This window comes from Pseudoalteromonas sp. B131b (genome assembly GCF_037162545.1).
GTDB lineage: Bacteria > Pseudomonadota > Gammaproteobacteria > Enterobacterales > Alteromonadaceae > Pseudoalteromonas > Pseudoalteromonas fuliginea.
Genome location: NZ_JARLUZ010000001.1, coordinates 3,549,496 through 3,575,601, shown reverse-complemented (window position 1 = coordinate 3,575,601; position 26,106 = coordinate 3,549,496). Strand labels below are relative to the sequence as shown.

The window sequence follows — 26,106 nt, the reverse complement described above, 5'->3', positions numbered from 1 at the left end:
TTTTACTTAAGAATTTATAAGTTATTGCGATTGTTTTTCGTGCTTTTTATTAATAATCATTTGTGGAGGGCCTATGCAGTTATTTACAGAACGATTAAAAATGCGGCAATTGAGTGATGCTGATTGGTCTGTTTTTTTGCAGCTCCATCGTGAACCCGACGTGCTTGAATATTGCTTTGACATGCCAAAAGAAGTATTTGTGAGACAGCGGTTTGAGCAGCGCTTACCTATTTGGGATCCAGACTCTCGCCATCCATTATGCTTTGCTGTTATAAACAATGAAACACAGGAGGTTATAGGTGTTACTGGTTTTACTTATGATGGAATAACTGCTGAACTAGGGTATTTATTTTTAACAAAACACTTCTCTAAAGGGTACGCAACTGAGTCGTTAAGAACCGTAATCGAATGGGCGTGGCAAGAATGTGGTATCAAACAGTTTAAAGCTGTGGTGACACGGGGTAATACAAGCTCAGAAAATGTATTGAGCAAATGCGGATTAACACAGACAGATGCTATACCTCAATCACATATTATTGCTGGTACGCGTTATGATGATTTAATTTACACACTCAAAGTCTAATACCAATGCGCAATAATACATAATCAATTTGAGGGATTAAATCTGGCGCTAACAGCGTTAAACATTCTAAGTTATAAATTTATCAAGGCTATTAAACACAGGGCGCGAGCATACTTTGTTAAAATTGTTAACCAAAAAGAAGTTCTTCTCTAAAAGCATCATCATAACAAGCTCTTACACACTTACTTCTTATTGACCCCTTGCTTTTCGTATGCTGCTTTATCATGTTCCTAACGACGCGTCTAAATAGTGCCATATGTTGCGCACTTAATGGCTCATGTATTTGACAGGCATCTTCTTTAAATACGACATCTAGTATCCAGTGTTGCTGATTTTCTATCAGCCAATGTTGTCTTATTGCTTTATTTATCAATATATTGTCTGTCAACGATGTTAGGTAGTAATGTGTGTCAATACTCGTTCTATTACCCTTCGTTCGCTCTCGTTGCACCGCAACGATTGTCCTAACTGATGGCCAGCTCTCTTTAATTTCACTCGGTAATAAACGCGCATCAAGACAATCTATCGTGTGTACTTCTTTTCGCCCATGCCCTTCATCTTGTGTTACATGACTAAGTATCTCTGAGTTTTCAGATTCATACTGGTGTGTAAATGCATCTTGAATCGCGCTATAAAGTTTCTTTTGATTACCCTTTGCTTGCACTAGATAATCTGCATGTCTGCTAATTAGCTGTTTTAGCGTTTCTTTTTGGCAGTGCAAAGCATCAAGTGTAATGACGGTGTTATTGATATCGAGTATTTTCAATAAATCCCGAACTGCCGGTATTTCATTCGTCTTACTGCCAACTGTTTGGTGGAATAATGTGAGACCTGCTTCACAATCAAATGCTGAGACGAGATGTAATTTATCAGCAATGTGTTTACTTGCTCCGCGAATAGTTTTGCCATCGAAGGCAATGACAGGATGCGCTGACTTAACGCGGTTTTGATTGACCCAGCTATACATCGCGAGTAGTAATGAGTCAGTATCAACGGTTCTAAAAATCCGAGCAATACTATGTCGAGTGGGTATGCCATTTTTGAAAGAACGAAATCCTCTTAACCAATTAAGCTTACTTTCGCCATATATTTCAATATCTTGCCAGTTTTCACACCCTGATGTAACGGCAGTAATAATAAGAAAAAGCACATCAACTAAGTTATGGTGCTGATTTATATGTGAACGATTATCTTTGACGAGTTCTAAATGTGAGAAGAGTGACATAATAAGTTTAAGGTGATGAAATTTATGGTATTAGATCATAAAATTTGTTTATTTACAAAGTGTGATCCCGCCCTGCTATTAAACAGCCCAAGACTGGAAGATTCTAATCTTGAAAGGTTAACAACGTTAGGTGGGTTTATTGGGCTAGAAAGCTAGCCCCTAATAGAAGTAGACGTTTACAAATGCTGCTCTATTGTTTTGCGATCTTTTTCTGGCATGTTTTCCACGACTAAATTAAATGAATTATCGATCATTCGTTCTATTTCGCCTTGTGGAATCGAACCATCTAAAATAACAGTATTCCATAACCGTTTATTCATATGATAGCCTGGGATCACTGCAGGGAAAATGTCGCGTAACGAAAGTGCTTCATCGGGATCGCACTTTAAATTAAGCCACCAAATAATTTCTCCATCGTCATTTGTTTCACCATCATTGCCAACGGCAAGAGTAGCAAACATTTTATGATTCACTTTATAAACATCAACCTCTTGAGCAAACGGTTTTGTAACTTGAACAAGTGGCTTTTTAATTAAATACTCATGCACTCTTATTTGGTCCATGATCCATTCCTTGAAGTCATACTCGGTACACATACCATAGCATTATTTTATTAGTTTTGTGATACGAAATATCGATTGTCTTCATTTTTTTTAGCATTAATACACTGAAGTATTGGAAGTTATTTATATTGATACAGAGATAAACCTTCTAAATACAAAAATCAGCCTATGAGATATTATACCAACCCGCAATAATACTTAATCAATGTGTGGTATTAAATCTGGCGTTAACGGCGTTAAAAACTTCTGACAAAGAGCAACTAAATAATGAATTTTTACCTTGTTACCAACAAGGCTTGCTTACCTAAAGTAAACCAGTTAATAGGCTAAACTGACTTTGGTAAAGACGAATAGGCAATGACAGCGGCATCACGTTGAGCGAGATCTGGTTTAGTTGTATTTTTACTATAAAGAAGGCAAAACTCTGTGGGATCCCCTTTGGCTGTTAAGTAATATTCATGAGTGAATTGTAATAGAACTTCTTTCCAACGCTTTGTAATTGAATCGGGGGCGCTTGGTAAAGAATTTAAAATGAGTTTCGATTCTTCAAAATTACTATTAATTGCAACATTCAGCATGTCATCGTTAGCAGCCGCCAACCAACTAGATCCATTATTACCTACGCAAAGCAATGGCATATAAGGTGCTAGAGCTGGGCACACATCATTTTTGTATATTTCGACTTGCCAGTATGGACGGGCTATTTTTATAAACTGAGTAAAACTTTCAATTGTTGTAAATTTGGATGTTGCCAAAGGTAAAATTTCGACTCTTGGCTTATTTGCATTAACGGTGTCATTGGCAACATCGATATACCATGGCCCGAATATGAGTGCGTTTTGAAAGTATTCATCTCGTAATGACCCCCATGCTTTTTTTAAATCGGTACCTTGGTTAATACGCTTTTTTAATAAGCACAGACCCGGTTTATCTGTTTGTGGTAGTTGTGTTTGCAATAATGAAAACACTTCATCGCGAATTTCTCTACAACGCCCTATTGGGTAGGGTTTATTGGCAAAATAAGGCATTTTAGGCGCAAGTGTTAAATCGGCAATTAATCTAAGTTGTGCTAAATCGTTGCACAACATAGTTAGCTGCTTTGGCGTAAGGCTGTTATTAAGCACTCATATTCCTTATAAAATCTACTGCGACTATTTTAGCTGAGCTTGTGTATAAGCGTCATTTCTTAGCCACCTTAACATGTTTGGATAACCGTTTGGGTGATTGGGCTGTTCACACATAAACCATGAATATAAAAGAGGGTAACCAAAACCAGTGCTGTTGGTAAAGGCCTCGATTAAGTTATCAGATGCCCCTTTATAACCCTGTTCATGAAATAAAATATCCGGGGCGATATTTAAATAGCAAGCTGCTGCCCACGACCAAGCTATTGCAGTCATTTCTTCGGCCGCTTGATGATCATGGTTTTTCATATCCCCTGTTAAACAAGTTCTTGTCGCTTCTGAAGTAACTGCAATATGACCTGCTTCATGAAGAATATCACCTGGGTATAACAGTTTTTCTAAATCAAGTAATAAAGTGCCTTGTTCTATTTTAAGGCCGGGTAAAAAGTCTTTTCGTGTAACGTTTCATACCGGTGGTTTATACCTATATCAGTAAGAAAGGCTAAAATATTTTCAACCTCAGTTAACTGCTTATCGGTATTGTGTTCAGTGCTAATAGTCATAATGATTTGAGATTACTGTTAGTGACTAGCCAATGTTCAAATTCTTCAATACTTTGGCTTTGATAAAGTGCTGCAGTTGTTTCATGGTATGGCAGCGTTAATGAATCTAGTAGCTCTGTCCATAATGCCCATTCATCGTCGGCAATACTAAAAGGGTGACCGGATTTAGCTGCTTGTGCATGCTCAAACATACGCTTTACAGCAGGCAATCCCAAGTTATTGAGATCTGTAAATCTTGCCAATTCATTCATCGTTTTAATCGTGTTTTTTATTGGGAATGTAAATATAAAGTCTGCATTGTTAGGTGTTATGTATTCATAATGAATAGCTTCACCACCACGAAGCTGCGCATCATGAGGTAAAAAAGTAAGCGGTATATTTAAACTACATTGATTTTCCGTTAGTTTATGGTGTTTGTATACTTGAATGTCGGTTGTTAGCTTGAGTCTGTAATTAGTATCAACGCCATTTGGGATCAGCATACTGCCTTTAAAGGTGGATGTATCCCCTGCATTTAAACGCCTTGCTTCGTCGATGTTTAAGCAATAAAACTCTTTTAGGAGTATGTTAGTGGTAATACTCCCTTCTATAGACATTAAAGATTTAAAAGGTGTTAGCCATGCCTTTAAAGAAATATTTTGTGGGATTAAGGTGCCAGAATTATGCAAGTATTGGCATAAATGAGAGAAAATGAACACTTGAGGTTCTCGCTTTAATAGCGCTGTCATAGTTTCTGAAATAATGATGTCAAATTGCTGAGAGGGGGCGCTTGCCAACAAGTTGCGTCATCACACGTAATTGCAACAATGTTTTGGGTGATTGAAAAGTGCTTTACTAGCTTTTTAATTGCACTGATGTTTTCTGGGTGAATGTCAATGAGTGTGACTTTTATACGTGAGTTTGTGGCAAGACTTAAGTAAGGAATAAGTAACGTGCCATAAGGCCCCGTACCAGCATAAAGAATATGAATATCATCAGTCTTTGCCTTTAAACGTTCTTCAATGGCGAGCTTAATACCTTGCATAAATATTTGTGTGCGAAGAGTCTCTTCAGTGCATTTAGCTGCTTGTACAGGAGAAATTGCAACGCCTTGGGATGTATTTTCATCATTCCAGTCATTCATATCTAAGTCAGTTGAAATAGACGTAATATTCCCTAAGTAATTTTTTAAATCGTTGATAAAAGGCTTCATCAACCCCGCATCAGCTGGCTCATTTAGCAAATGTGTAACCGCATTACGGTATCTGTTCAGTAACTCAATAGTCATATCGCTCCCTGTATTTATCTACAACAATTGTTGCTTGCAATAATATAGCACTCTATTCTAATAAAGTTTAGCTTGTGTTAATAAATCAATTTAAGGAGTTTTACGCGTGGCAGATTCAAGTCTAAAATCAGGCAAGAAAAAGGAGTTATTATGCAAAATGAGTTGATAGTAAAAGTACCACCTCCGCACACAATAACGCAGAATACACTTCCTTGTTATAAAGAAACTGGGCGCTTAGGTCTATTTCAATTAAAGCGAATGTGGCACAAAGTACAGTTACAAAAACAAGGCTGTGCGGATAAAAAAATAATAGAAGATGAATGGTCGCTTGATGTCATGATTATGGACACTTTAGGCTTAGGGCTCACACCGACTATAGAGTCTATTTTTGCGAGTGATAGTTTTTTCGAATTTGAAAGTTGGGTAAAAAAACGCATGGTAGAGCTATTTCAAACGCAAAAATAAATCAGCTTAATAAAAACATTGTTTCATTTTTTGAGAAAACAGACATAAAAAATGAAACAGTATTAGTAGAGACGCCTCGTCACTATATTTTAACGCCAGTGCATTGGCAAAGCTGGGATGATAATGGTTATGTTATTATTCCAGCGTTGGTGTCAAAAAAATTATGTGAAGACGTTTGTAATATGCTTTATGAACGTTTGAAAATGGATAAAAACAACCCCGCTTCATGGTATAGCTGTCATGCGCTTAAACAGGGGGTTATGGTACAAATATTTAATGATATAACCATGCAAGTTATACGTTCTCTTCCTCAAGTTCGAGATGTTTTTGAGCAACTTTGGGGAGAAAAAACTTAATAGTAAGCACTGACAGACTTAGTTTTAATCCACCGCAGACAGAAAGTTGGCAGTTTCCTGGGCCAAATCTTCACTGGGATATAGACTTTAATAAAGCACTCACCTTTGCAACGCAAGGGTTGTTGTACCTTACTGACGTTGCCGCTGAGCAAGGTGCGTTTAGTTGTGTACCTGGCTTTCATAAAAAAATAGATAACTGGCTAGCTAACTTACCTAAAAATACTAATCCACACTCTTTTAATTTCGATAAATGCAACAGCACTCCATTAGCGGCAAAAGCAGGTAGCTTAATTGTTTGGCGACATACATTACCGCACGGTAGTTGTCCAAATAAGGGAAGTAGACCTCGTATTGTGCAATATATAAATATGGCTCCATTAAAGTAAGTAGCTAAAGACTCGCTATGAGTAATAAACAATGCCGTGTAATAAAGTGTAATATTTTTTATCTTTAACTTGTGCCACACTTATAGATAGTTTGTTAACAATAAGTTGATTGGTTTTTAGTGTTTTATGCAAGTCAGTGATTATTAAAAATAATAGAACTAGAAAAGTTGCACTCTATACTTTCTGGGTTATTATGTTATCTGAACATAATATTAATTTGCGATAGAATTTTATATTGCAATAAAAGCTCAAAAGAGTGTTTAAGTATGAAAAAACATAGTCCACAGCTTATAGCATGTTTAGAGTACGCACTACCCAAAATTAATAAGCTATTAAAGCACTCGATTCGTACTCGGTTTGAATTTCTTTTAAAAGCGAAATTAACAATCAGGCAACAACACCTACTTTTGCAAAATAGTTTTATTGATGCGATGGCTTTGGCTTTGAGCAACGCTCAAGTTGAACACCTTTAATTAGTTAAAGCTTTTAAGGCCATACATGATCAAGTTGTGCAATCAATAATATTGATAAAATGGATGGCTTCACAGTTTAATTGCTACATCATTGTACGCTAAGAAATATATATTATAAATTATAAGGAGTGTGTGGTGCTACACCATCAATTGTCTAAGTCAGCCGCATGTATTAGTGAAGAGCCAGTTGTAACTGGGTTACTTAATCAGGCACTGCGCGATCAAATTAGTTTGCTTAAACAGCAACCAGCTACAGCGTTGACTCTACAGCAGTCTTTTTTAGCAATCGCAGATCAAGCACTGACTGAAAGAGACGATGCTGTGTTAATTGAAAAACTTTTTGTTGACGCTTACGAAGAAGCAATGAAAGTCCTTAGGCAAGCTCAATTGCATGAAGTTGAAATGACAAAACAGTATATTAATCAACATGGCCTAGTGATGTCGGTTTTAAACTGCACAACAACAATAAAAGATGTACATCGCAACACCCGTTTCTACAAAGGGATTTTTGAGCTTATTAATGATTTACAACAACGGGATTCGCAAATAAATATTGTCTACCCAGCTTGTGGGCCATTCGCCCCGTTATTATTACCTATTTTGCTGTATATGGATCAGCAAAAAATTATTTCACCACAAAAAGTACGCATTTCTTTAGTCGATATTCAACCTGGAGCGATCAAATCTCTCAAGGTGTTAGTTAATGAGTTGCAACTTAATGACTATATCGATGGCATTTACGAGGCTGATGCTGCTTTGTTTAAAGGTAACAAAGCGTTTGATATTTTTATTGCTGAGGCATTTCAGCATGGTTTTTCTAAAGAAGCTCATTTGAGTATATGCAGAAACTTTGCCTCTCAACTAAGCCACCATGGAGTAATGTTACCGTGTAAAATCATGGTTAATGCTGCATTAGTTAATTGCCAACGAGAATATGTTGAACAGTGGCTGCAACCGCAAAGCGATGCTGCGAATCCGATATTAAATCAAGATACGTTGAATGAAAGAATTGAGCTGGGAAATATATTAACTCTTGATCGTCATAGTTTGCTCACGCTAGACATAATTGCTCTTGGAGAACAACAAGTTGTACGCTGTAACACAGTTTCTATTCCTCAAACAGCCACTGATGTAAGCGAACTAACGCTTGTCCTTTACGCTGAAGTAATGACGTATAATGGGCATTGGTTACAGCAATATCAGTCAGGCATTACGCATCCATTGCCTATTTTTTCGGTATGTATTGATTTTGTACCAAAGGCCCCCGCAGTAGATGGTTTATTACTTACAAAAAAAGATAAAATAGATTTTTATTATAAGCTTACCGGTTTAACAGGTTTTTTGCCGACGAAAGCTGACGAAGAGGTACACTATGGAGCAAATTAGCAAGGTAGTGTTATTTACTTCAAGTTGTTTATCTATACCTACGATTGATATGTTGATACAGCGCCAGTTGTTAGGCGCTGTAGTATTAGTGCCAACGCAAACAAATAACATGCAAAGCGAAATTGGTCAATTGCAAGCACATTGCACATCACAAAATATACAATTTTCAGTATGGAATAATGATGATACGTTGCTTGCACAACTCGATGATTGGCAAGTATCAATGGCCTTGAGCTGTTTTAATGCGGGAACTCAAAGTCAAACGATTATTGATTTTTTTCATGGTAATGCTTATGGAATTTACCCTGCAAAGTTATCAGATTATCAAGGTACTGATCCACTCTACTGGCAAATTAGAGAGCATCAAGATAATTTGTTACTAACTGTTTATCGCTTAAGCTGCGAACACCCCCTACAATTTTCGTTACAGCAGAGTATAGCCATTCACCCATTTGATACTTATCAAAGCCTTGCTATTCGCGTTGCATCTGCAATCCCACAAGTGTTGAGTATTTTCTTCGAACAATTTGATAATTTGCATTGGCAATCAGATACCGACATTGAACAAATCAAGGTCGCGACAGCCCTGAACTATGATAATTTAACATTGTCTTTTGAACAGTACAGCGCGGTTGATTTAGTCGCGGCGGCAAGAGCGGGTAACCCGCTTTATGGTGGCTTTATTTTATCGGGTAAATTTGGTGATTTTAATGTGCTACAAGCATCCTTTGTTGATCAAGCCTCATTCACAGAGCCAGCTGGTACGGTCTTAAGTATTGACAAGTCACAAGGGTTAGTTGTGCAGACTAAACAAGGCTCAGTGGCATTAGATATTGTTTCATGTCAGTTTGGGTGTATTTCAGGTTATCGTTTTGCATCTTTAGCTAATATTACAGCTGGTATGCAATTGTAATTATATAAATTATTTTAAAAGGAAATACGTTATGAGCGCAGACCCATTTTTAGGCGAAGTGGAGATTTTTGCAGGAAATTTTGCCCCTAGAGGTTGGGCTATATGTGCAGGACAGCTATTGAATATTGCTCAAAATACCGCCCTTTTTTCACTTGTTGGTACTACTTATGGTGGTGACGGCCGTTCGTCAATGGGGTTACCAGATATCAGAGGACGTACACCGATAGGTGTTGGTAGTGGGGCTGGCTTGTCCAGTCGTAGGTGGGGCCAGCGTGGCGGAAGTGAACTTAGTAATATTACATCTAATAATTTGCCACCGATGCAAAGTACGATTGCATTGCCAAGTTTTGCACAGTCAGTTTCTGTCAGTATTCCTGGGCAGACGATAAGTGGAGTAACGGGATCTGCAAACATTGCAACAACACAAGATGCTAATAGTGGAGAACCAACAGCAGGTGCAGTACTTGCTACGGTTGTTGCTGGTGGTGGGCCTGATAAACAAGAAAAAATATATCAATCTACGGCACCAAGTTCATTGATCAGTATTGGTAATGTGACAGTTGATACATTTGATGTTCCAGCACAAGATAACATTGCCCTAACTCTGCCCGCGAATAGTTTAACAGGTATCGTTAATTTACATGGTGGTGGCCAACCGCTTTATTCTCAGTCACCATTTGTTGCTATGCATTATATCATCGCCATGCAAGGGATTTATCCGAGTCGGAGTTAACTATTTATGTCGCGTCATTATCATTTTATCGCTGGTTTACCGAGGACTGGTTCAACATTATTGGCTGGTATATTACGGCAAAACCCCGATTTTCATGCCGATATGTCAACCCCTGTAGCTGGTTTTGTTACTAGTTTACTTGAGCAAATGGGAGCTGGGAGTGAGTTTGCTAGTAGCATAAGCTCAGCGCAGCGCTTGAATATATGTCATGGGGTTTGGTCTGGGTATTACCAAGATGTTGAAAAGCCCATTATTTTTGATACCAATAGACTGTGGACTGCAAAGCTTAATATCTTAAATTCCTTATTTGGTAATGATTTTAAAGTGATTTGTTTAGTCAGAAATCCAGCTTGGATAATGGACAGTTTTGAACGTGTCTATAGGCAAAACAGTCTTGAATTTAGCCGTATTTATTCCCCCGCAGCACGACAAAACGTGTATACCCGCTGTGAGCACATTGCGTCTAATCAAGGGCCTTTTGGTAGTGCTTGGGCTGCGCTAAAAGAAGGTTTTTATGGTGAGTTTTCGGATCAGTTATTACTGATCGACTACGATTTGCTCGTAAGTAAACCTGAAAAGAGTGTGGCTCTAATTTATCAGTTTTTAGGCTTACCGAACTTTGCGCATGACTTTGAAAATGTGACATATAACGCCAGTGAATTTGATAAAAACTTAGGTGCAGATGGCTTACATACAGTGAAAAATAAAGTGGCTTTTACTGGGCGTAAAACAGTACTCCCCCAGAACTATTTAAAAAATACAGCGATATGGCTTTTTGGTTAGAACCACAAGGCAGTAACGCAAGTTTAATAACACAAAAAACACCTTAATTTACCAGTAATGGTATTAAAAACGTTGTTCTCCATAAATATATTAAAGGATTGAATACATGCTGAAATTCTCCTTATCGCCTATTTCTATTGTTGTCGGTTCGGTTTTAGGGCTCACTCAAACCGCAGGCATTGCACAGAGTGTACAAGTGCCAGTGCAATCAGAGTTTAAACTCACCCCACTTATAGTGCCAAGTATTAATTCATTTAAGGCAAAGGCTGATGATCTTGTGTTAACTGCTGCAAGCAGTGTTAACCATCTAGTCATTATCGATGCGGGAGTACCTGATAAAGCCTTATTTTATAGCGATTTAAATGCAGAGACAGAGATTGTTGAACTCAATGCTGATGAATCAGGTATAAATCAACTTGAAGAGTTGCTTGGTCGTTACCAACAGTTAGAGAGCGTGAGTATATTTTCTCATGGGCGCAGTGGCGAGCTACAACTAGGTAACAGCCAAATAAATACTGCGGTTATTGAAAGTAACCCACAATTTATGGCGGTATTTAAGGGGGCTGTAAAACCTGGTGGGGATGTTTTTTTATGGCTGTGACATTGGTAAGGGTCTGCAAGGCGATCAATTTTTAACACTCTTTAGTCAGTCAACGGAGCTTGATGTAGCCGCTTCTAACGATTTAACCGGTAATAGTCATAAAGGCGGAGATTGGGATTTAGAAATAGTTAAAGGGGATGTCGATTTTGCTGATAGACCATTTTCAGAGCGAGCCTTGATTGACTTTTCTGAGGTGTTAGCGTTTGATGGTACATTGAATTTTGATAATGTACCTACGGGATACGCTAATAATAAGAGTTATATAATACCGGGTACCAGCTACAGCATAAAAGTTAAGTCTGGGGCTGGTGGGGGTCAAGATTTATATAATTTTTCAGCGGGCTATGTTTATATATCTACAGACTCATCAACTCAGACATACAGTAAAATATATTTTACAAATAACGAAACGTTTGATTTATCTAGTTTATATGTTTATAACTCAAGTGGTATTAATAGAGTTATACGACTAACAACGGATAAAGGAGGCGTAGCGGATAGCGGGACTTTACCGAGCGGTAGCAGCGAGACTATAAATGCTTCTGGTGCGTTATTTACAGAAATAAAATGGTTAAAAATAGCTTATTCTGATAACTCTACTCTTAGCTGGTTAAAAATTGACAACCTTGCCATCACTAACTTGTCTTCAACTCCTGTTAATTCAGCGCCTGTTGTTGATTTAAATGGTGGGATTCCAGGTACAGGGAGTTTTTCGGCGTTTACTGAAGGCAGCCCTGCTACCGTGATTGCACCCGATGCTGAAGCCGGTGATAGTGATGGCGACTCAATAACAACAATAACCGTTGCATTAACAAATGATCAAGATGGCGCCTCAGAAGGTCTTAATGTATCTGCCAGTGCGCAAAATGCACTGAGTGGAATTAGTGGTGCATCAGATATTAGTTTACAAGATACAATTTCTATTACAGGTGCAACTGCAACAACGGCTGAAGTTACCACTTTCCTTAAAGCAATCACGTATAACAATACCAGTTCGTCGCCCAACACAACTTCGCGGACAGTATCAGTTGTTATCAATGATGGCACTGAAAACAGTACTAGCCGTACCGCGACAATTTCAGTGGCTAATCTTACAGCAGCTAGCTCTACAGCAGCGGGTTTTAGCACCTTAGATGGTACAAATTTAAATCCGGCAATAACGTTTAGTAGTGACTCCGAAACATTAACGATAAGCAATCCATCACATATTACAGGTTCAGTGGCTGATGGTGGTACTGGTACAGATACCATTCACGTTCCGACTGGATCCGATTTAACGGCTTTTACTACATTAACAGGCTTTGAAACATTATCAGTGCCTAGCAGCGTCACTTTAACGTTAAGTGAAGCGCAGCATGAGCAATTTACAACGATTTCGGGAGCGGGGCTCCTGTTTTTACGATTACAGCAGGCAGTGGGGGCGATGCAAATTTAACGGCAAATAGCACCATCGCAACATACGTTTTAAATACACCAGTTTCATTAACGCTTGTAGACAGAGACCAGTCTGTTACAGGCAGTAATTTAGCTGATTCAGTCGATATTTCCAACTTTTCGTACCGAGGAACTCTCGATGGTGGGGATGGCACAGATACACTTACGCTAGCTAATGGCGCGAGTTTAGCGGCGGCAACGATTTCGAACTTTGAAACACTTAATTTGAGCGGCGGCGTATCTGTCACGATGAAAGAAGCGCAGCATGATGCGTTTTCTACAATTTCAGGCGCAGGTACAGATCAAATTACCATTTCAGACGCAACTAATGGTTTAATTGCTGCGAATGATATTGAAACGTATGTGCTCGGTAGTGCAAACACAATTACCTTATCAAATGGCTCACAAAATATAACAGGCAGCACGGGCAATGATACGGTAAATATTGCAGGTTTAACGGTTACAGGTACACTCAATGCAAATGGTGGTACCGATACATTAAGCATGGCAACAGGTGCCGACACCACAAGTGCTACAGTGTCTAGTTTTGAAAACTTAACCCTTGCAACAAACTCATCGGTGGCTTTATCTGCAGCGCAAGTGAGTACATTTACAGGCACTATTACAGCGTCTGGCGCTGAAACGATTACGGTTTCGGGTGATGGTAACTTTACAACACTTAGCAATATTGAAACGTTTAACGTTGGTGATGATTCAACAAATACACGAACAATTACGTTAGGTTCTTCGTCTGTCAATGTGACAAGCGCATCAACAACCGATGCAAATACGTTTGATGTCAGTGGATTAACGTTTACTGGAACAATAACAGGTGAAGCAAGCGTTAATGATACGCTATCTATCAGTAATACGGGGGATATTACTGGAGCAACAGTTTCCAATATTGAAAACCTAACACTTAGCAGTGGTGCACGGGTTTCAATGACGCGTTCGCAACACGCCGGTTTTATAGGCACTATATCTGCAATAGGTTCTGAAACAATTGATGTTTATGGCGATGGTGATTTTTCTACTTTCAGTGATGTTGAAACTTACAACGTATTTGATGATTCTTCAAACAGTAGAACAATTACGATAGTCTCAGCGACCCAAAGTATAATAGATAGATCTAGTAACACAGCAATGACCTTTGCACTTGGTGGCGCTGGCTTTAGTGGTTCATTAACCTCAGAGCTAAATGCTGCAGATAAGGTGAGTGTTACTGACGGTGCTGACGTGACTTCTGGCTCATTCTTTAATATTGGTACATTAAGCTTAGCCTCTGCAGCAACAGTAGCAATTGATGTTAATAATATTAATGATTTTAATACTGCAATTACAGGCTCTGCTGGCGCTGATACGCTAAAACTGATGGATGGTGGTATTTTTAATTTTTCCAGCACCACGGTATCGGGTATTGAGAATCTGGCAATCGGCACTAATAACAACACGACTATCACCTTAACCGATAATTTTAATACTGATGCTGGCGTTGTATCTTTTTCTAATGCTAGTGGCAGTGCTATTACAGCTGCAGTGACCCTGGATGCAAGTGCATTTAGCGCCGACATTTTAACCATGACCTCATCAGATTTTAATGGTGATGATGTACTTAAAGGTGGCTCTGGCGCCGATACTTTACGCCCAGGCGCTGGTACAGATACGCTAACAGGCAATGCAGGTAATGATAATTTTGTAGGTAGCTCATCACAATTATCAGGAGATACAATTACCGATTTAGCCGCAGGCGATCGTATTACTATTACCGGTATCACAGGGCTTTCGGCCAGTAACGTTCGTTTTAATGGCACGAGTACATTAGAAGTAGATACCAACGCCACCGATTTTAATATTTCTGAACTTACTCTTTCACTTACTAATGCGCCTGGTAATGATTTGGCCTTTACGGTTGCTGATAGCGGATCAGATTCCGTTATTACATTTGTTTCAGCAAATTCTGCGCCTACATTTAGCTCGCTTAATGGCGGTGCTACGTTTATCGAAGGTTTAAGTGCAGTGAGCATTGATAGCGATATGACAATTGCAGATGCTGAACTTGATGCACTTAACAGCAACGCAGGGGATTACAACAATGCTAGCTTAACTATTCGCCGACGTGGCGGTGCGAGTGCCGAAGATCGATTTGGTCATTCGGGGCTATTAGGGACGTTAATTGAAGGTAATACATTTAGTTATAACGGTAATAATGTAGGGACTGTTACCACAAACTCGGCAGGTACTTTAACGCTAACATTTAATAGCAATGCTACTTCTGTAATTGTAGACTCTGTTGCGCAAGCAATTACCTACGCCAATAACTCAGATATTCCTCTAAATGCAACTGTGCTTGACTATACCTTTAATGATGGTGTCGTAGATAGTACAGGTACTAATCAGGCATCAGTTACAATTACCTCGGTTAACGATGCTCCTACTGTATCAGCAGTCGGGGCTAATCCAACATTTACAGAAAATGGCTCACAAGTTGGTATTTTCTCTTCAGCCTCTATTAATGCTATTGAAAGTGGACAAAATATTGAGCAAATATTACTGACGGTAAGTAATGTAAAAGATATTGGCAATGAGTTCCTTCAATTTGGCACTGATGTTATTCGGCTAGAAAATAATGCATCCGGTACATATTCGGGGTCAGTTAATTTTAGTTATGTTGTCACTCTTAGCGGTTCAAAGGCAACGGTAACGATTGTAGCCTCAGACACCGCGACCGTATGGCAGAACTATGTTCCTTTCTTAGCTTATAAAAATACGAGTGAATCACCGACAGAAGGAGATAGAGTTGTAACGCTAACGTCTATAAAAGATAGCGGTGGTACATCTAATGGTGGTGTTGATAGATCTACAGGTAGTTTTGGTTCTTCTACGGTTAAAGTAGTGGGTGTAAATGATGATCCAACAGACATTACTTTATCGGCAACAAACATCAATCAATCTTTAGTGTCTTTGGGCGCTGATGTTGGGACTTTAAGTACAACGGATCTTGATGATAGTACGCATACTTATACATTGGTAGCTCCTAGTTCATCAGCCAGTGGTTCGTGTTCATCAAATAGTGGTAACAGTAGCTTTCAAATTAATGGGAGCGTGCTAGAAACTCAAGCCGCCATTTCAGCAGGCACCTACATAGTATGTGTGCAAGCGGATGATGCTTCGTCATCGTTTAAAAAATCATTCACAGTAACGGTGACTGATAATATTGCACCGACAGGGCACAGCGTTTTAATAACTCAAGATACGATTACTCGAGATAATGAAGCCGCGTTAGGTTTTACTCTAAATGGGCTTGAAAGCAGCGGTTCATTTACTTACAAAGTGACTGATGGCTCTAATGAAATTATAGGTAATTCTAGAGCAATAACGGGAGCTTCAGCTCAGGTTTCGGGTGTTAATGTAACCACTTTAAATGAAGGTACACTTACACTTTCGGTGACAGTATCAGATACCGCAGGGAATGAAGCCAGCGATGTAACGGCAACAATTGTTAAAAGCTACAACATTAAACCTGTACTATCAGGTACGCCATTGGCGACAATAGATGAAGATTCTCAATACAGCTTTACCGCAACGCTCACGGATCCGGATACAAGCGACATACATACGTTTAGTATTACTAATAAGCCAAGTTGGGCAACATTTGATACGGCCACAGGTTTACTGTCAGGAACACCCACCGATCAAGATGTAGGTACCTCAGCGAATGTCAGTATAAAGGTATCCGATGGTACTGAAGATAGCGCAGCGATGATATTTGATATTGAAGTAAAAAATACCAATGATGCGCCTGTAGGTCAAAACTTTGCATTTAGTTTAGATGAAGGGGCATTATTTGCAGCCATCCCTGTTAATGGTGTATTAAGCAATGCCACTGATGATGACCTTGATAGCGGTGATACATTCACTGCAGTGAAAGTGACAAACCCGTCATCGGGTACGGTTACGCTTAATAGCGACGGTAGCTTTAGTTATCAACATGATGGCAGTGAAAGCACGTCTGATAGTTTCACCTACCAAGTAGAAGATGCCGCAGGAGACAAGTCAGCCGTTCAAACGGTAAGCTTTACCGTTACGCCAGTAGAAGATGCCCCTATTGTGGTTGCCGACTCTATGACAACTGATGAAGATACTCCTGTTACTTTTAGTGTTGTTAGTAATGACAGTGACGCTGAAGATAATATGGTTGTATCTTCTGCTGCGATAGTGGACACTCCGACTAAAGGGCAAGCTAGTATTGCAAATGGAATCGTAACTTATACACCATTGAGTAATGTATCTGGTACAGATTCATTTACATATACAGTAAAAGACAGCACGGGTTTAATATCTGAAAAAGCGACTGTATCGATTACTATAACCCCAGTGAATGATGCGCCGATTGCTATTAATTTTAATGAGATGGTCGATGAAGATACACCAACTTCTGCACTTTCAATTAGAAGCAACGCTACCGATATAGAAGATACTATTCCAACGGGTGATATTAGTGTTGTAGCACAACCATCCAAAGGGTCAGTGAGTGTTGATCAAAATGACGGTACTTTAATTTATACACCTACAGGCAATGAAAACGGAAGCGATACATTTACTTATACGATAGCCGACAGCAATGGTTTGGCATCAAATACAGCCTCTGTGACGGTAAATATAGGTGCGGTGAATGACCGTCCGGTTGTCGTTAATGATGCAGTGACGACCGATGAAGATACTGCAACCAGTGTGGCTATTTTAGCGAATGATTCAGATGTAGAAGACCAAGGTTTTAATGGCGCAAATGTGCTGTTAGAAAATAAAGGCGATGGTGCAGGTGAATATGATTTTGCCAGCGTAAGCGTGAACCTTGATGGTAGTTTAGCAATTACCCCTAAAGCAAATATAAATGGGGTTCACAGTTTTACTTACACCGTTACTGACAGTGAAGGACTTACTTCGCTACCAGCTACAGTTACACTGAGTATTACGGCGATAAATGATGCCCCAGTTGCCGTTGATAACACTGCACAGTTACAAGAAGAAGGGCAGTTTGAGGTCAATGTTCTGGGTAATGATAGTGATGTTGATATTGGTGATAGCCTTAACGCGAGCTCTGTAACGATTGTTACTAACCCTGCAAATGGATCCGTGAGCGTATCAGTAACTGGTGCAATTGTTTACACGCCTCAAGCGAACTTTTTTGGCGATGATAGCTTTACCTATACGGTTGAAGATAGCAACGCAGCTGTATCAAATATAGCGACAGTGACTATGAGTGTCGCTCCCGTGAATGATAAACCGATTGCCGTTGCGCAATCGCAATCACTGGATGAAGATGGCTCAATACTACTGACGTTAGTTGCAACAGATGTAGATCAAGACACGTTAAGTTACCGGATAGTCAATGCGCCAAGCAAAGGAACTTTGGTACAGCAAAGTAACGATAGTTGGCTTTATACGACGAATGAAAACATTAATGGTACAGACAGCTTTACGTTTGTGGCCAACGATGGTGAAATTGATTCTGATGAAGTCACTGTATCGTTAATTATCAATGCAATTAATGATGCACCTACGGTCGCTGGGCAAGTACTTTCAACACATGAAGATACAGCGCTAACGGTTACTCTATCGGGTAATGATATTGAAGAGCAGTCTCTAAGCTATCGAGTGGTAACTGAGCCTGCTAATGGCAGTACGACCTTAACCGGTAACATACTTATTTATACACCAAACAGTAACTTTAATGGCAGTGACTCTGTGAGCATTGTGGCTAATGATGGTGAGCTTGATTCAGAGTTTGCACGTATTTCGATTACGGTCGACAGTGTTAATGATGCACCGTTGATAAGTGGGATACCTGCGGCATCAGTGAACGAAGACAGTGAGTATTTATTTATCCCGATAGCAAGCGATACGGATAATGATACGCTGACATTTAGTATTAGTAATAAACCTAGTTGGGCGAGCTTTAATAGCGAAACCGGAAAATTAAGTGGTACGCCACTCAATGCGCAGGTAGGTAGCTACAGTAACATCGTTATAAGTGTTAATGATGCAACAGTGACTCAAAGTTTAGCGCCATTTAATATTACGGTTATTAATACTAATGACGCACCAACAATCACGGGTACGCCGACAGCACAGGTTAATGAAGAAGAGTCGTACAGCTTTACACCAAGTGCACAAGATATGGATGGGGATGCATTAACCTTCAGTATCAGTAATAAGCCAAGTTGGGCTAGCTTTAATAGCGCAACAGGGCAACTTAGTGGCACACCAGTAAGAGAAAATGCAGGTCAATTTACTAATATTGTTATTGCAGTAACTGACGGACAACTTGAAGCACGCTTACCAGCATTTACAGTAACAGTAAATAACACAAATAAAGCCCCAGTGTCGCAAAGTATGATGTTAGATGTTCTTGAAGACGCTTCCATTACTTTTGCTCCAGATGTCTCAGATCTTGATGACGATATACTTACGCTAACAGCCATATCGCAGCCTCAATTTGGTACTTTAAGTAAGCAAGGCAATGTGTTTACGTACTCACCAAATGCGAATTACTTTGGTATTGACAGTTTTACGTACATTGTAAGCGATGGTACAGAACAATCTGCAATCGCTACGGTAAGCTTGAATGTTATTTCAGTGAATGACAGACCTGTTGCAAATCCTGATGTATTCTCATTAGATATAAATGAGGAAAACACGTATTTATTGGATGTATTAGCCAATGATACCGATGCTGATGAACAACCATTGAGTATTATCGGTGCAAGCGCGAGCGTGGGGAGTGTAACAATTGAAAATGGTGTGATTGCATATAAATCGCAAGCGAGTACACAAGGGATTATTCAGATTAGTTACCTGATTGAAGATCCAGATAAAGCAAGAAGTAGAACGACTGCTAAATTAACGTTGAATAAACAAACAGATGATGTGCCAACGATTGAAACACCGGTTGATTTGGATATTAATGCTAAAGGATTGTTCACTAAGGTGGATTTAGGTGTACCGCTTGCTACTGACAATCAAGGTAACCGATTGGCAGTATCACTCGTTGATTCAACGTCACTGTTTACTCCTGGAAGTCATTTGGTCTATTGGCAGGCTTTTGACAGTAATGGGCTTGAAGCAATTGCTACACAGAGCATTAATGTTAATCCGCTTATTTCTTTAAGTAAAGATAGCCAAGTAGCAGAGGATCAAACATATCGCTTTAATGTATTTTTAAATGGCGAGTCACCGACCTATCCAGTAACAATTCCTTATACTGTTTCAGGTACGGCCAACAGTGCTGACCACGATTTAACATCAAGTGAATTAGTTATTGAAAGTGGCGTCCAGGGGCAAGTAAGCTTTACTGTTTTTGCTGACTCAGAAATTGAAGGCAACGAAACAATTATTGTTTCATTAGCGAATACGTTAAATCTGGGTGCGAGATCAACGGTTAATATTACGATTGTTGAAGATAATGTAGCACCTACAATCTCTACATCGATTAAGCAAAATGAGGAAGCTAGATCGCTTGTCGCGATAGGCGAGGAGTTAGTCACTATTACTGGGGTCGCAGAGGATGTAAACCCAAGTGATAACGTAACACTAAATTGGCTATCACAAGATGATCAGTTAACTAATACCAGTACAAATGAGGGGGAATTTGTTTTTTCAACGCAATCACTTGCTCCGGGTATTTATAAAGTGTCAGTGACGGCTGAAGATGACGGTGAACCAAACTTATCAACAACAAAAGAAATCTATGTTGAAGTAGTACAGTCTCTTGATACCCTCGATTCGGGTGATTCTGATGGCGATCTAATACCGGATGATCAAGAAGGCTTTACTGATACTGATAATGACGGCATACCAGATTACCTAGATGCTATTAGTCAATGTAATGTGGTACAAGGTCAAGTCAAAGACAGTGACAAGTTTTTAGTTGAAGGCGAGCCAGGTGTCTGTGTTAGAAAGGGCGTGACTGTTGTACAAAATGTGACAGGAGGAGTTCAATTATTAGAGAGTGAATTACCAGCCGACGCTAACGCATTAAATATTGGTGGAGTATTTGACTTTATTGCGACAGGGCTTCCAAACCCTGGAGATACCTACAGTATTGTATTTCCACAAAGAAAGCCAATCTCACAAAATTCCACTTATAGGAAGTTTAAAGAAGGCCAATGGGTTGATTTTGTATCTACAGCACATGACCAAATATTATCTGCTGCGGGTGAACCAGGTTATTGCCCACCACCAAGAAGTAGTGAATGGACGCAAGGCCTAGCGGAAGGCGCATGGTGTGTGCAACTACAAATTGTTGACGGTGGTCCAAATGATGATGATGGAAAAGCAAATGGCTCTATTGTAGATCCTGGCGGTGTTGCTGTTGTGCGTACAACGAATCAATTACCACAAGCAAATCAAGATGAAGTAACGATAGGTGCAGGTGAATCTATTACTATTGATGTGCTAGAAAATGACACAGACATAGATGGAGATGCATTAACACTGACGGGTGCGACGGTTGATTTTGGGCAAGTGAGTATTATTGATAATCAGATACTTTATACTCCGCCTACATCATTTATCGGTATTGCGACCATTGAATACAGCATTACTGATGGACAAGGAGGAACATCTAACAATAATGCTAAGGTTAACTTAGTGGAAAATAATGCACCAACAGCAATATTTGATACAGCTAGTACCACCGATCGCGTATCAATAGAAATTGATGTACTTGGTAATGATACTGATATTGATATGGATGAATTATTTATTATTAGTGCAGCGGCAACTTATGGCACTGTATCAATTAATATTAATGGCACTTTACAATACATGCCAAAGGTAGGTTTTGAAGGTGTTGATACTGTCGACTATACTATTAAAGACAGTAAAGGAGCTAAATCTTCGGCACAAGTTGAAATTACCGTTAGTGCAGTAAAATCAGTTTCTATTAGTAATAAGTCATCGGGAGGAAGTATGGGAGGCGTTGGGTTGTTGCTGATTTCAATGTTGGTATTTAGCCGTCGAAAGTCATTGTTTCCAAGTTTTGCGATAATTACTACAAGTTGCTTAATAAGTGGCAGTGCACTCGCTGATGCATGGTCTTTTGAGGGAACTGTAGGTCAAGCTAAAGCTAAGCATTCTTTGGCAATAACGGGCAGTGATGTTAAGACCATTTCAGTTGATGATAAAGATACTAGTTGGTCAGTGGGCGCTTACTATGAGCTAGCTCCTAATTGGGAAGTTGCAATACGGTATATTGATTTAGGGCAAGGACGTGTTGAATTAACAGCGGATACAACAACACCAAATGACCTTCATCATGACTACGCGCGTTATGCTCCAATCTTACCAAAAGGTGTTGCCACGGAAGTCGGTTATTTATTTATGCCTGCTGAATCATTTAGTACTAAGTTGTTTTTGGGGGCTTATCGCCATCAATATAAAATACAAAGTGATATAACCAATGGTGCAACGCTAGAGTCTAAAAAGCATACGACCAAGCTTTATGCGGGTGGTACAGTTGGGTATTCGATTTATAAAAATACCGAGTTACTACTCAAGTATAGCTACTATAAAGTGTCAAAAAACGATGTAAGTGAGCTATCTGCTGGCGTTAAAGTCCGCTTTTAAAGTCACTCTTAATAAATCAGCGCGCCATTTAGGGGCGCTGATTTTAAGTATTATTCAAAAAGTATCACTAAGTTGTTTTGTTTCTATTGAAGAATCCTGAGTTCGTGGTATGTTTCTCGCAATCAAAAAAATAATAGGAATTCACACATGCCAAAGGCGAGTGATGTTAAAAAAGGTACTGCTATTGATTTTAATGGCCGAGTGCTAGTTGTAAAAGATATTGTGCGCTCTGTGCCGCAAGGCCGTGCTGGTGGCAGTTTATATCGAATGCGTTTATACGATGTAGTAACTGGCAGCAAAGTGGATGAAACATTTAAAGACAGCGATATGCTAACGCTTGCTGATTTAACACGTCGCGAAGCAATGTTGTCGTATATTGATGGCGACGAGTATGTTTTCATGGATAACGAAGATTACACGCCATATAACTTAAATAAAGATGCTATTAGCGAAGAGATTCAATTTGTAAATGAAGAAACCCAAGGTGTGCATGTTATTGTCATTGACGGTGCACCAGTAGGCCTTGATTTACCATCAAGTGTTGAGCTTGTTGTTGAAGAAACCGATCCTTCAATTAAAGGGGCTTCTGCAAGCGCTCGTTCAAAACCTGCACGTATGTCTACAGGCTTAAATATTTCTGTGCCTGAGCATATTTCAACAGGTGACCGTATTCGTATAAATACTGTTGAACATAAATTCATGGGCCGTGCTGAAAAGTAAGTTATAAACTTTAAAAAAGCCGAGCCTTAATTTAGATGGCTCGGCTTTTTTGTATGTAAGAGGTTTATTGCTGTAAATTCAACCAAAATAACGCTAGAATACACGCCTTATTTTTAGGCTATTTAATACCAATCCGTAATGATACTTAATCAATTTGAGTGATTAAATCTGACGTTAACAGCGTTAAAAATTCTGATACATGACTGCGGGGTAATGCAGGAGTTAAATAACGAAATTTTTGCCTTGTTATCGACACGATTTTCTTACTTCAAAATAGATCACTTAATTAAGCGAATTGGTATAGGGTGTAGATTTGTTTATTGTTTTACTAAGTTGTGTGTTTATAGCCGTGATGTATTTGGAAACGATTAAAAAAGGCATGCCAATTAAGCGATGGCTTATTTTGGCTGGTTTACTTGGGCCGGTAGCATGGTGCTTGTTTAACTTACATTATCGCCGCGCATTGGTACGAAATGTAGGGATCAAAGCATGTATATGGCGCCCTTAATTTATACCGTTCTGAATAAGTGTTGGGACAATTTAATGAATTAAATCACCCCATACCTAAGCAGATTGGTATTAACTGGAAGTCTGGTTAGCTTATTGATGCCATATTTTCAGTATCCGTTCTAATTAGACTAGGCGCAGCTTTAGTTTGTTGTTGTTTCAAAAAATCAGTAAACTCGTCTTTAGAGAGTGGCTTAGAATAAAAGTAACCTTGTACTGTTTCACAATTCAATTTTTTTAGTATTTCAATTTGTTCAGCCTGTTCAACCCCTTCGGCAACGACATGTAAATCAAGGTTATGTGCAATCGTTACAATTGAGTCGACCATGTTACGACCACGTTCATTTTTCATATCATCTATAAATGCCTTGTCTACTTTTAACGTGTTAAGCGGAAATTGTTTTAAGTACGCCAAGGAAGAGTAACCGGTGCCAAAGTCATCCATTGCTAAGTGAATCCCTCGGGCACTTAATGAGCGCATAATCGCAATGGCTTCTTTGGGATCATCCATTACAGTACCTTCGGTAATTTCAAGCTCTAAGAAATACGAAGGCAGTTCATTTTTTTGTAAAATAACGTCAATGCGAGATGTTAAATCGGGTAGGCTGAATTGTTTAGCGGATAGATTAACGGCGACTCGACCACTAAATAGACCGCTATCAAGCCATTGTTTAACATCTCTGCAAGCTTTATTTAATACCACTTCACCAATTTCAATTATTTGACCTGTTTCTTCAGCTATAGGTATAAATACACCAGGGCTAATAATGCCTTTTTTAGGGGTTATAAAGCGAACCAACGCCTCCATCCCTGTTAACTTTCCGGTGCGAATATTCATTTTTGGTTGATAGTAAACCTCAAAATGATCTTCTTTTAGGCCAAAACGCATAAGGTTTTCTATTTGCAGGCGTTTAACTGCTTGGCGGTTCATCGTGTCGTTAAAAAACAGATAACTATTACCTTTCTTTTTAGCGTGATACATGGCCGTATCTGCATTTTTCAAAAGTAGTTCTGGTGTATTACCATCTTCAGGAAAGAGTACAATGCCAACGCTTGAAGTAATCGCGAGCTCATGACCAGCCATTTTAAAAGGTGTAGCAATAGCGGCTAAAAACTGTTTAGCCGTGCGGGTGATCACATGAATATCATTGGTATCAGACATTACTAGAGCAAACTCATCGCCCCCTAAACGGTAAAATACATCGTTCTCTCGGGTTAGTTTATTTAAGCGCATAGCGAGCTTTGCAAGCAGGCTATCGCCTAACTGGTGTCCTAAAGAGTCGTTTATCTTTTTAAAGTTATCTAAATCGAATACAAGCAGCGCATGGTGTGAATTTTGTTTAACTAACTTATGTAAATCGGTAAAAAATAAATTTCGGTTAGGCAGGCTTGTTGTACGGTCGCGATTTGATAAATTATGCAGTTGTGATTCTGCTTTTTTACGTTCAGTTAAGTCAGAGTAAACAATCACGTAATTTGTAATTTGGTTTTGATCATTTTTAATTTCATCAATTGAAATTTCAAATGGTAGTAAAACACGTTCGCTATTACGTAGCTTTACCTCTCGTTGAATATGTTCATTCTCACGTACAATTTCGATAATTGTATCAATGAAGCCTTGTTCATAACCAGGTAAGGTAAAGTCTTTTTTAAGGTATTGTTCTCGCACACCGCCAAAGAGGGTTAAAAAACTAGGGTTTATATCAACTAACTTAAAGTTTTTGTCGTAAATAGCCAGCGCATCAGTTAGCGACTCAACACATTTTGCAAAGAGATTCAAACGCTCTTCGGTTGATTTTAACTGTGATATATCTCGTACAGTACCCGTCATTCTTAGTGGTGATAGGTTGGTATCTTTTTCTATAATTTTGCCGCGATCAAGTACCCAATGCCAACGGCCAAAGGTATCTTTAATACGATAAGTCGCTTCGAAAAAAACGGTTTTTTCTGCAAAGTGTTTTTTAAGTAAGTGTTCAACGTTTGTAATATCGAGTGGGTGAATGAGACTTTTATTTGGAGGGAAACCTATTAACGTAGTTGAGTTCATCATATATTTGTCGTTTATTCGAATAACTTCCCCCGTTTTTATGTTCCAATCCCATAAAGTATCACCACTGCCTTCAACAGTACTTTTAAGGCGCCTTTCGGATAAACGAAGTTGTCGACGTGAGCGCTTAAGTTTGTGGATGACAAACAACAGATAAGGCAAAGCAAGCGCTATAATGGCGCTTGCTAAAATAAGGATGGTATCTGAATTGTAATTAAATGATGACTCAAAAGCATAAAGCTTAAATGAGTAAGCAAGTAATACAACTGACAAGCTTAATTTTGTTATTATTTTGATTATCATTTTTTTATTACTTCAAATTTACAAATGATAATCTAAAACAAGCTAAA

19 protein-coding genes and 1 pseudogene are annotated in these 26,106 nt (G+C 39.0%); 13 read left to right on the top strand and 7 right to left on the bottom strand.

What is annotated here, in order from left to right; all coding sequences use genetic code 11:
• Positions 1-73: 73 nt before the first annotated feature.
• Positions 74-583 carry a GNAT family N-acetyltransferase gene (locus P4S65_RS16430; RefSeq protein WP_337120598.1) on the top strand — a complete coding sequence of 170 codons (510 nt, stop codon included), beginning with the start codon at positions 74-76 and terminating at the stop codon, positions 581-583.
• A gap of 127 nt (positions 584-710) precedes the next feature.
• On the opposite strand, the gene P4S65_RS16425 is transcribed toward P4S65_RS16430, so the two are convergent.
• The 6 genes from P4S65_RS16425 to P4S65_RS16400 all read right to left on the bottom strand — a co-directional run bounded on the left by P4S65_RS16425 (position 711) and on the right by P4S65_RS16400 (position 5,325).
• Positions 711-1,808: an ISAs1-like element ISPsesp1 family transposase gene (locus tag P4S65_RS16425; protein WP_337119939.1), complete on the bottom strand. Its 1,098-nt coding sequence runs from the start codon at positions 1,806-1,808 to the stop codon at positions 711-713.
• A 176-nt stretch (positions 1,809-1,984) separates the two neighbouring features.
• Positions 1,985-2,371, bottom strand: coding sequence for an MmcQ/YjbR family DNA-binding protein (locus P4S65_RS16420; RefSeq protein ID WP_007377720.1), 387 nt, complete (start codon positions 2,369-2,371; stop codon positions 1,985-1,987).
• Positions 2,372-2,697: 326 nt separating this feature from the next.
• Positions 2,698-3,495 (bottom strand): hypothetical protein, encoded by a 798-nt coding sequence (locus tag P4S65_RS16415; protein WP_007377721.1) that lies wholly within the window; start codon positions 3,493-3,495, stop codon positions 2,698-2,700.
• Positions 3,496-3,522: 27 nt separating this feature from the next.
• Positions 3,523-3,804, bottom strand: a complete 282-nt coding sequence (locus P4S65_RS16410) for a hypothetical protein (RefSeq protein ID WP_337120597.1) — start codon at positions 3,802-3,804, stop codon at positions 3,523-3,525.
• 250 nt (positions 3,805-4,054) lie between these two features.
• Positions 4,055-4,726 carry a hypothetical protein gene (locus tag P4S65_RS16405; protein ID WP_337120596.1) on the bottom strand — a complete coding sequence of 224 codons (672 nt, stop codon included), beginning with the start codon at positions 4,724-4,726 and terminating at the stop codon, positions 4,055-4,057.
• Between the two features lie 56 nt (positions 4,727-4,782).
• Positions 4,783-5,325 carry a hypothetical protein gene (locus tag P4S65_RS16400; RefSeq protein WP_337120595.1) on the bottom strand — a complete coding sequence of 181 codons (543 nt, stop codon included), beginning with the start codon at positions 5,323-5,325 and terminating at the stop codon, positions 4,783-4,785.
• Between the two features lie 150 nt (positions 5,326-5,475).
• On the opposite strand from P4S65_RS16400, the gene P4S65_RS16395 reads away from it, so the two are divergent.
• The 12 genes and pseudogenes from P4S65_RS16395 (at position 5,476) to P4S65_RS16335 (ending at position 23,710) form a co-directional block, all read left to right on the top strand.
• Entirely contained in the window at positions 5,476-5,790 is a 315-nt protein-coding gene (locus P4S65_RS16395; RefSeq protein ID WP_337120594.1) for a hypothetical protein, read from the top strand.
• On the top strand, positions 5,745-6,146 hold the full coding sequence (locus tag P4S65_RS16390) for a hypothetical protein (protein ID WP_337120593.1): 402 nt from the start codon (positions 5,745-5,747) through the stop codon (positions 6,144-6,146). The genes P4S65_RS16395 and P4S65_RS16390 overlap by 46 nt, the downstream gene beginning before the upstream one ends.
• Positions 6,128-6,532, top strand: coding sequence for a phytanoyl-CoA dioxygenase family protein (locus tag P4S65_RS16385; RefSeq protein WP_337120592.1), 405 nt, complete (start codon positions 6,128-6,130; stop codon positions 6,530-6,532). Before P4S65_RS16390 ends, P4S65_RS16385 begins: the two co-directional genes overlap by 19 nt.
• 266 nt (positions 6,533-6,798) lie before the next feature.
• Complete coding sequence (locus P4S65_RS16380; protein ID WP_096793462.1) at positions 6,799-7,005, top strand: hypothetical protein; 207 nt, start codon at positions 6,799-6,801, stop codon at positions 7,003-7,005.
• Between the two features lie 135 nt (positions 7,006-7,140).
• Positions 7,141-8,391, top strand: coding sequence for a hypothetical protein (locus P4S65_RS16375; protein WP_096793461.1), 1,251 nt, complete (start codon positions 7,141-7,143; stop codon positions 8,389-8,391).
• Positions 8,378-9,304, top strand: coding sequence for a hypothetical protein (locus tag P4S65_RS16370; RefSeq protein ID WP_096793460.1), 927 nt, complete (start codon positions 8,378-8,380; stop codon positions 9,302-9,304). The genes P4S65_RS16375 and P4S65_RS16370 overlap by 14 nt, the downstream gene beginning before the upstream one ends.
• Positions 9,305-9,335: 31 nt before the next feature.
• Positions 9,336-10,037 carry a phage tail protein gene (locus tag P4S65_RS16365; RefSeq protein ID WP_096793459.1) on the top strand — a complete coding sequence of 234 codons (702 nt, stop codon included), beginning with the start codon at positions 9,336-9,338 and terminating at the stop codon, positions 10,035-10,037.
• Positions 10,038-10,043: 6 nt separating this feature from the next.
• Positions 10,044-10,820, top strand: coding sequence for a sulfotransferase family protein (locus P4S65_RS16360; RefSeq protein WP_337120591.1), 777 nt, complete (start codon positions 10,044-10,046; stop codon positions 10,818-10,820).
• A gap of 106 nt (positions 10,821-10,926) precedes the next feature.
• Positions 10,927-12,856 (top strand): annotated as a pseudogene (locus tag P4S65_RS16350) (DUF4347 domain-containing protein).
• Positions 12,857-13,104: 248 nt separating this feature from the next.
• Positions 13,105-22,482 (top strand): Ig-like domain-containing protein, encoded by a 9,378-nt coding sequence (locus tag P4S65_RS16345; RefSeq protein WP_337120588.1) that lies wholly within the window; start codon positions 13,105-13,107, stop codon positions 22,480-22,482.
• Positions 22,483-22,629: 147 nt separating this feature from the next.
• Positions 22,630-23,202 carry an elongation factor P-like protein EfpL gene (gene efpL / locus P4S65_RS16340; protein WP_007377734.1) on the top strand — a complete coding sequence of 191 codons (573 nt, stop codon included), beginning with the start codon at positions 22,630-22,632 and terminating at the stop codon, positions 23,200-23,202.
• A gap of 313 nt (positions 23,203-23,515) precedes the next feature.
• The gene (locus tag P4S65_RS16335) at positions 23,516-23,710 is read left to right on the top strand and encodes a hypothetical protein (protein ID WP_033016303.1); all 195 of its coding nucleotides are present in this window, start codon (positions 23,516-23,518) and stop codon (positions 23,708-23,710) included.
• Between the two features lie 87 nt (positions 23,711-23,797).
• Here the strand turns inward: P4S65_RS16335 and P4S65_RS16330 are convergent, their stop codons facing one another.
• Positions 23,798-26,059 (bottom strand): sensor domain-containing protein, encoded by a 2,262-nt coding sequence (locus tag P4S65_RS16330; RefSeq protein WP_007377736.1) that lies wholly within the window; start codon positions 26,057-26,059, stop codon positions 23,798-23,800.
• Positions 26,060-26,106: the final 47 nt, after the last annotated feature.

Bases quoted from the DNA above. Each gene is read 5' to 3' on its own strand.
- P4S65_RS16430 (WP_337120598.1), top strand. From the start codon at position 74: ATGCAGTTATTTACAGAACGATTAAAAATGCGGCAATTGAGTGATGCT.
- P4S65_RS16425 (WP_337119939.1), bottom strand. From the start codon at position 1,808: ATGTCACTCTTCTCACATTTAGAACTCGTCAAAGATAATCGTTCACAT.
- P4S65_RS16420 (WP_007377720.1), bottom strand. From the start codon at position 2,371: ATGGACCAAATAAGAGTGCATGAGTATTTAATTAAAAAGCCACTTGTT.
- P4S65_RS16410 (WP_337120597.1), bottom strand. From the start codon at position 3,804: ATGAAAAACCATGATCATCAAGCGGCCGAAGAAATGACTGCAATAGCT.
- P4S65_RS16400 (WP_337120595.1), bottom strand. From the start codon at position 5,325: ATGACTATTGAGTTACTGAACAGATACCGTAATGCGGTTACACATTTG.
- P4S65_RS16395 (WP_337120594.1), top strand. From the start codon at position 5,476: ATGCAAAATGAGTTGATAGTAAAAGTACCACCTCCGCACACAATAACG.
- P4S65_RS16380 (WP_096793462.1), top strand. From the start codon at position 6,799: ATGAAAAAACATAGTCCACAGCTTATAGCATGTTTAGAGTACGCACTA.
- P4S65_RS16370 (WP_096793460.1), top strand. From the start codon at position 8,378: ATGGAGCAAATTAGCAAGGTAGTGTTATTTACTTCAAGTTGTTTATCT.
- P4S65_RS16365 (WP_096793459.1), top strand. From the start codon at position 9,336: ATGAGCGCAGACCCATTTTTAGGCGAAGTGGAGATTTTTGCAGGAAAT.
- P4S65_RS16360 (WP_337120591.1), top strand. From the start codon at position 10,044: ATGTCGCGTCATTATCATTTTATCGCTGGTTTACCGAGGACTGGTTCA.
- P4S65_RS16345 (WP_337120588.1), top strand. From the start codon at position 13,105: ATGAAAGAAGCGCAGCATGATGCGTTTTCTACAATTTCAGGCGCAGGT.
- efpL (WP_007377734.1), top strand. From the start codon at position 22,630: ATGCCAAAGGCGAGTGATGTTAAAAAAGGTACTGCTATTGATTTTAAT.
- P4S65_RS16330 (WP_007377736.1), bottom strand. From the start codon at position 26,059: ATGATAATCAAAATAATAACAAAATTAAGCTTGTCAGTTGTATTACTT.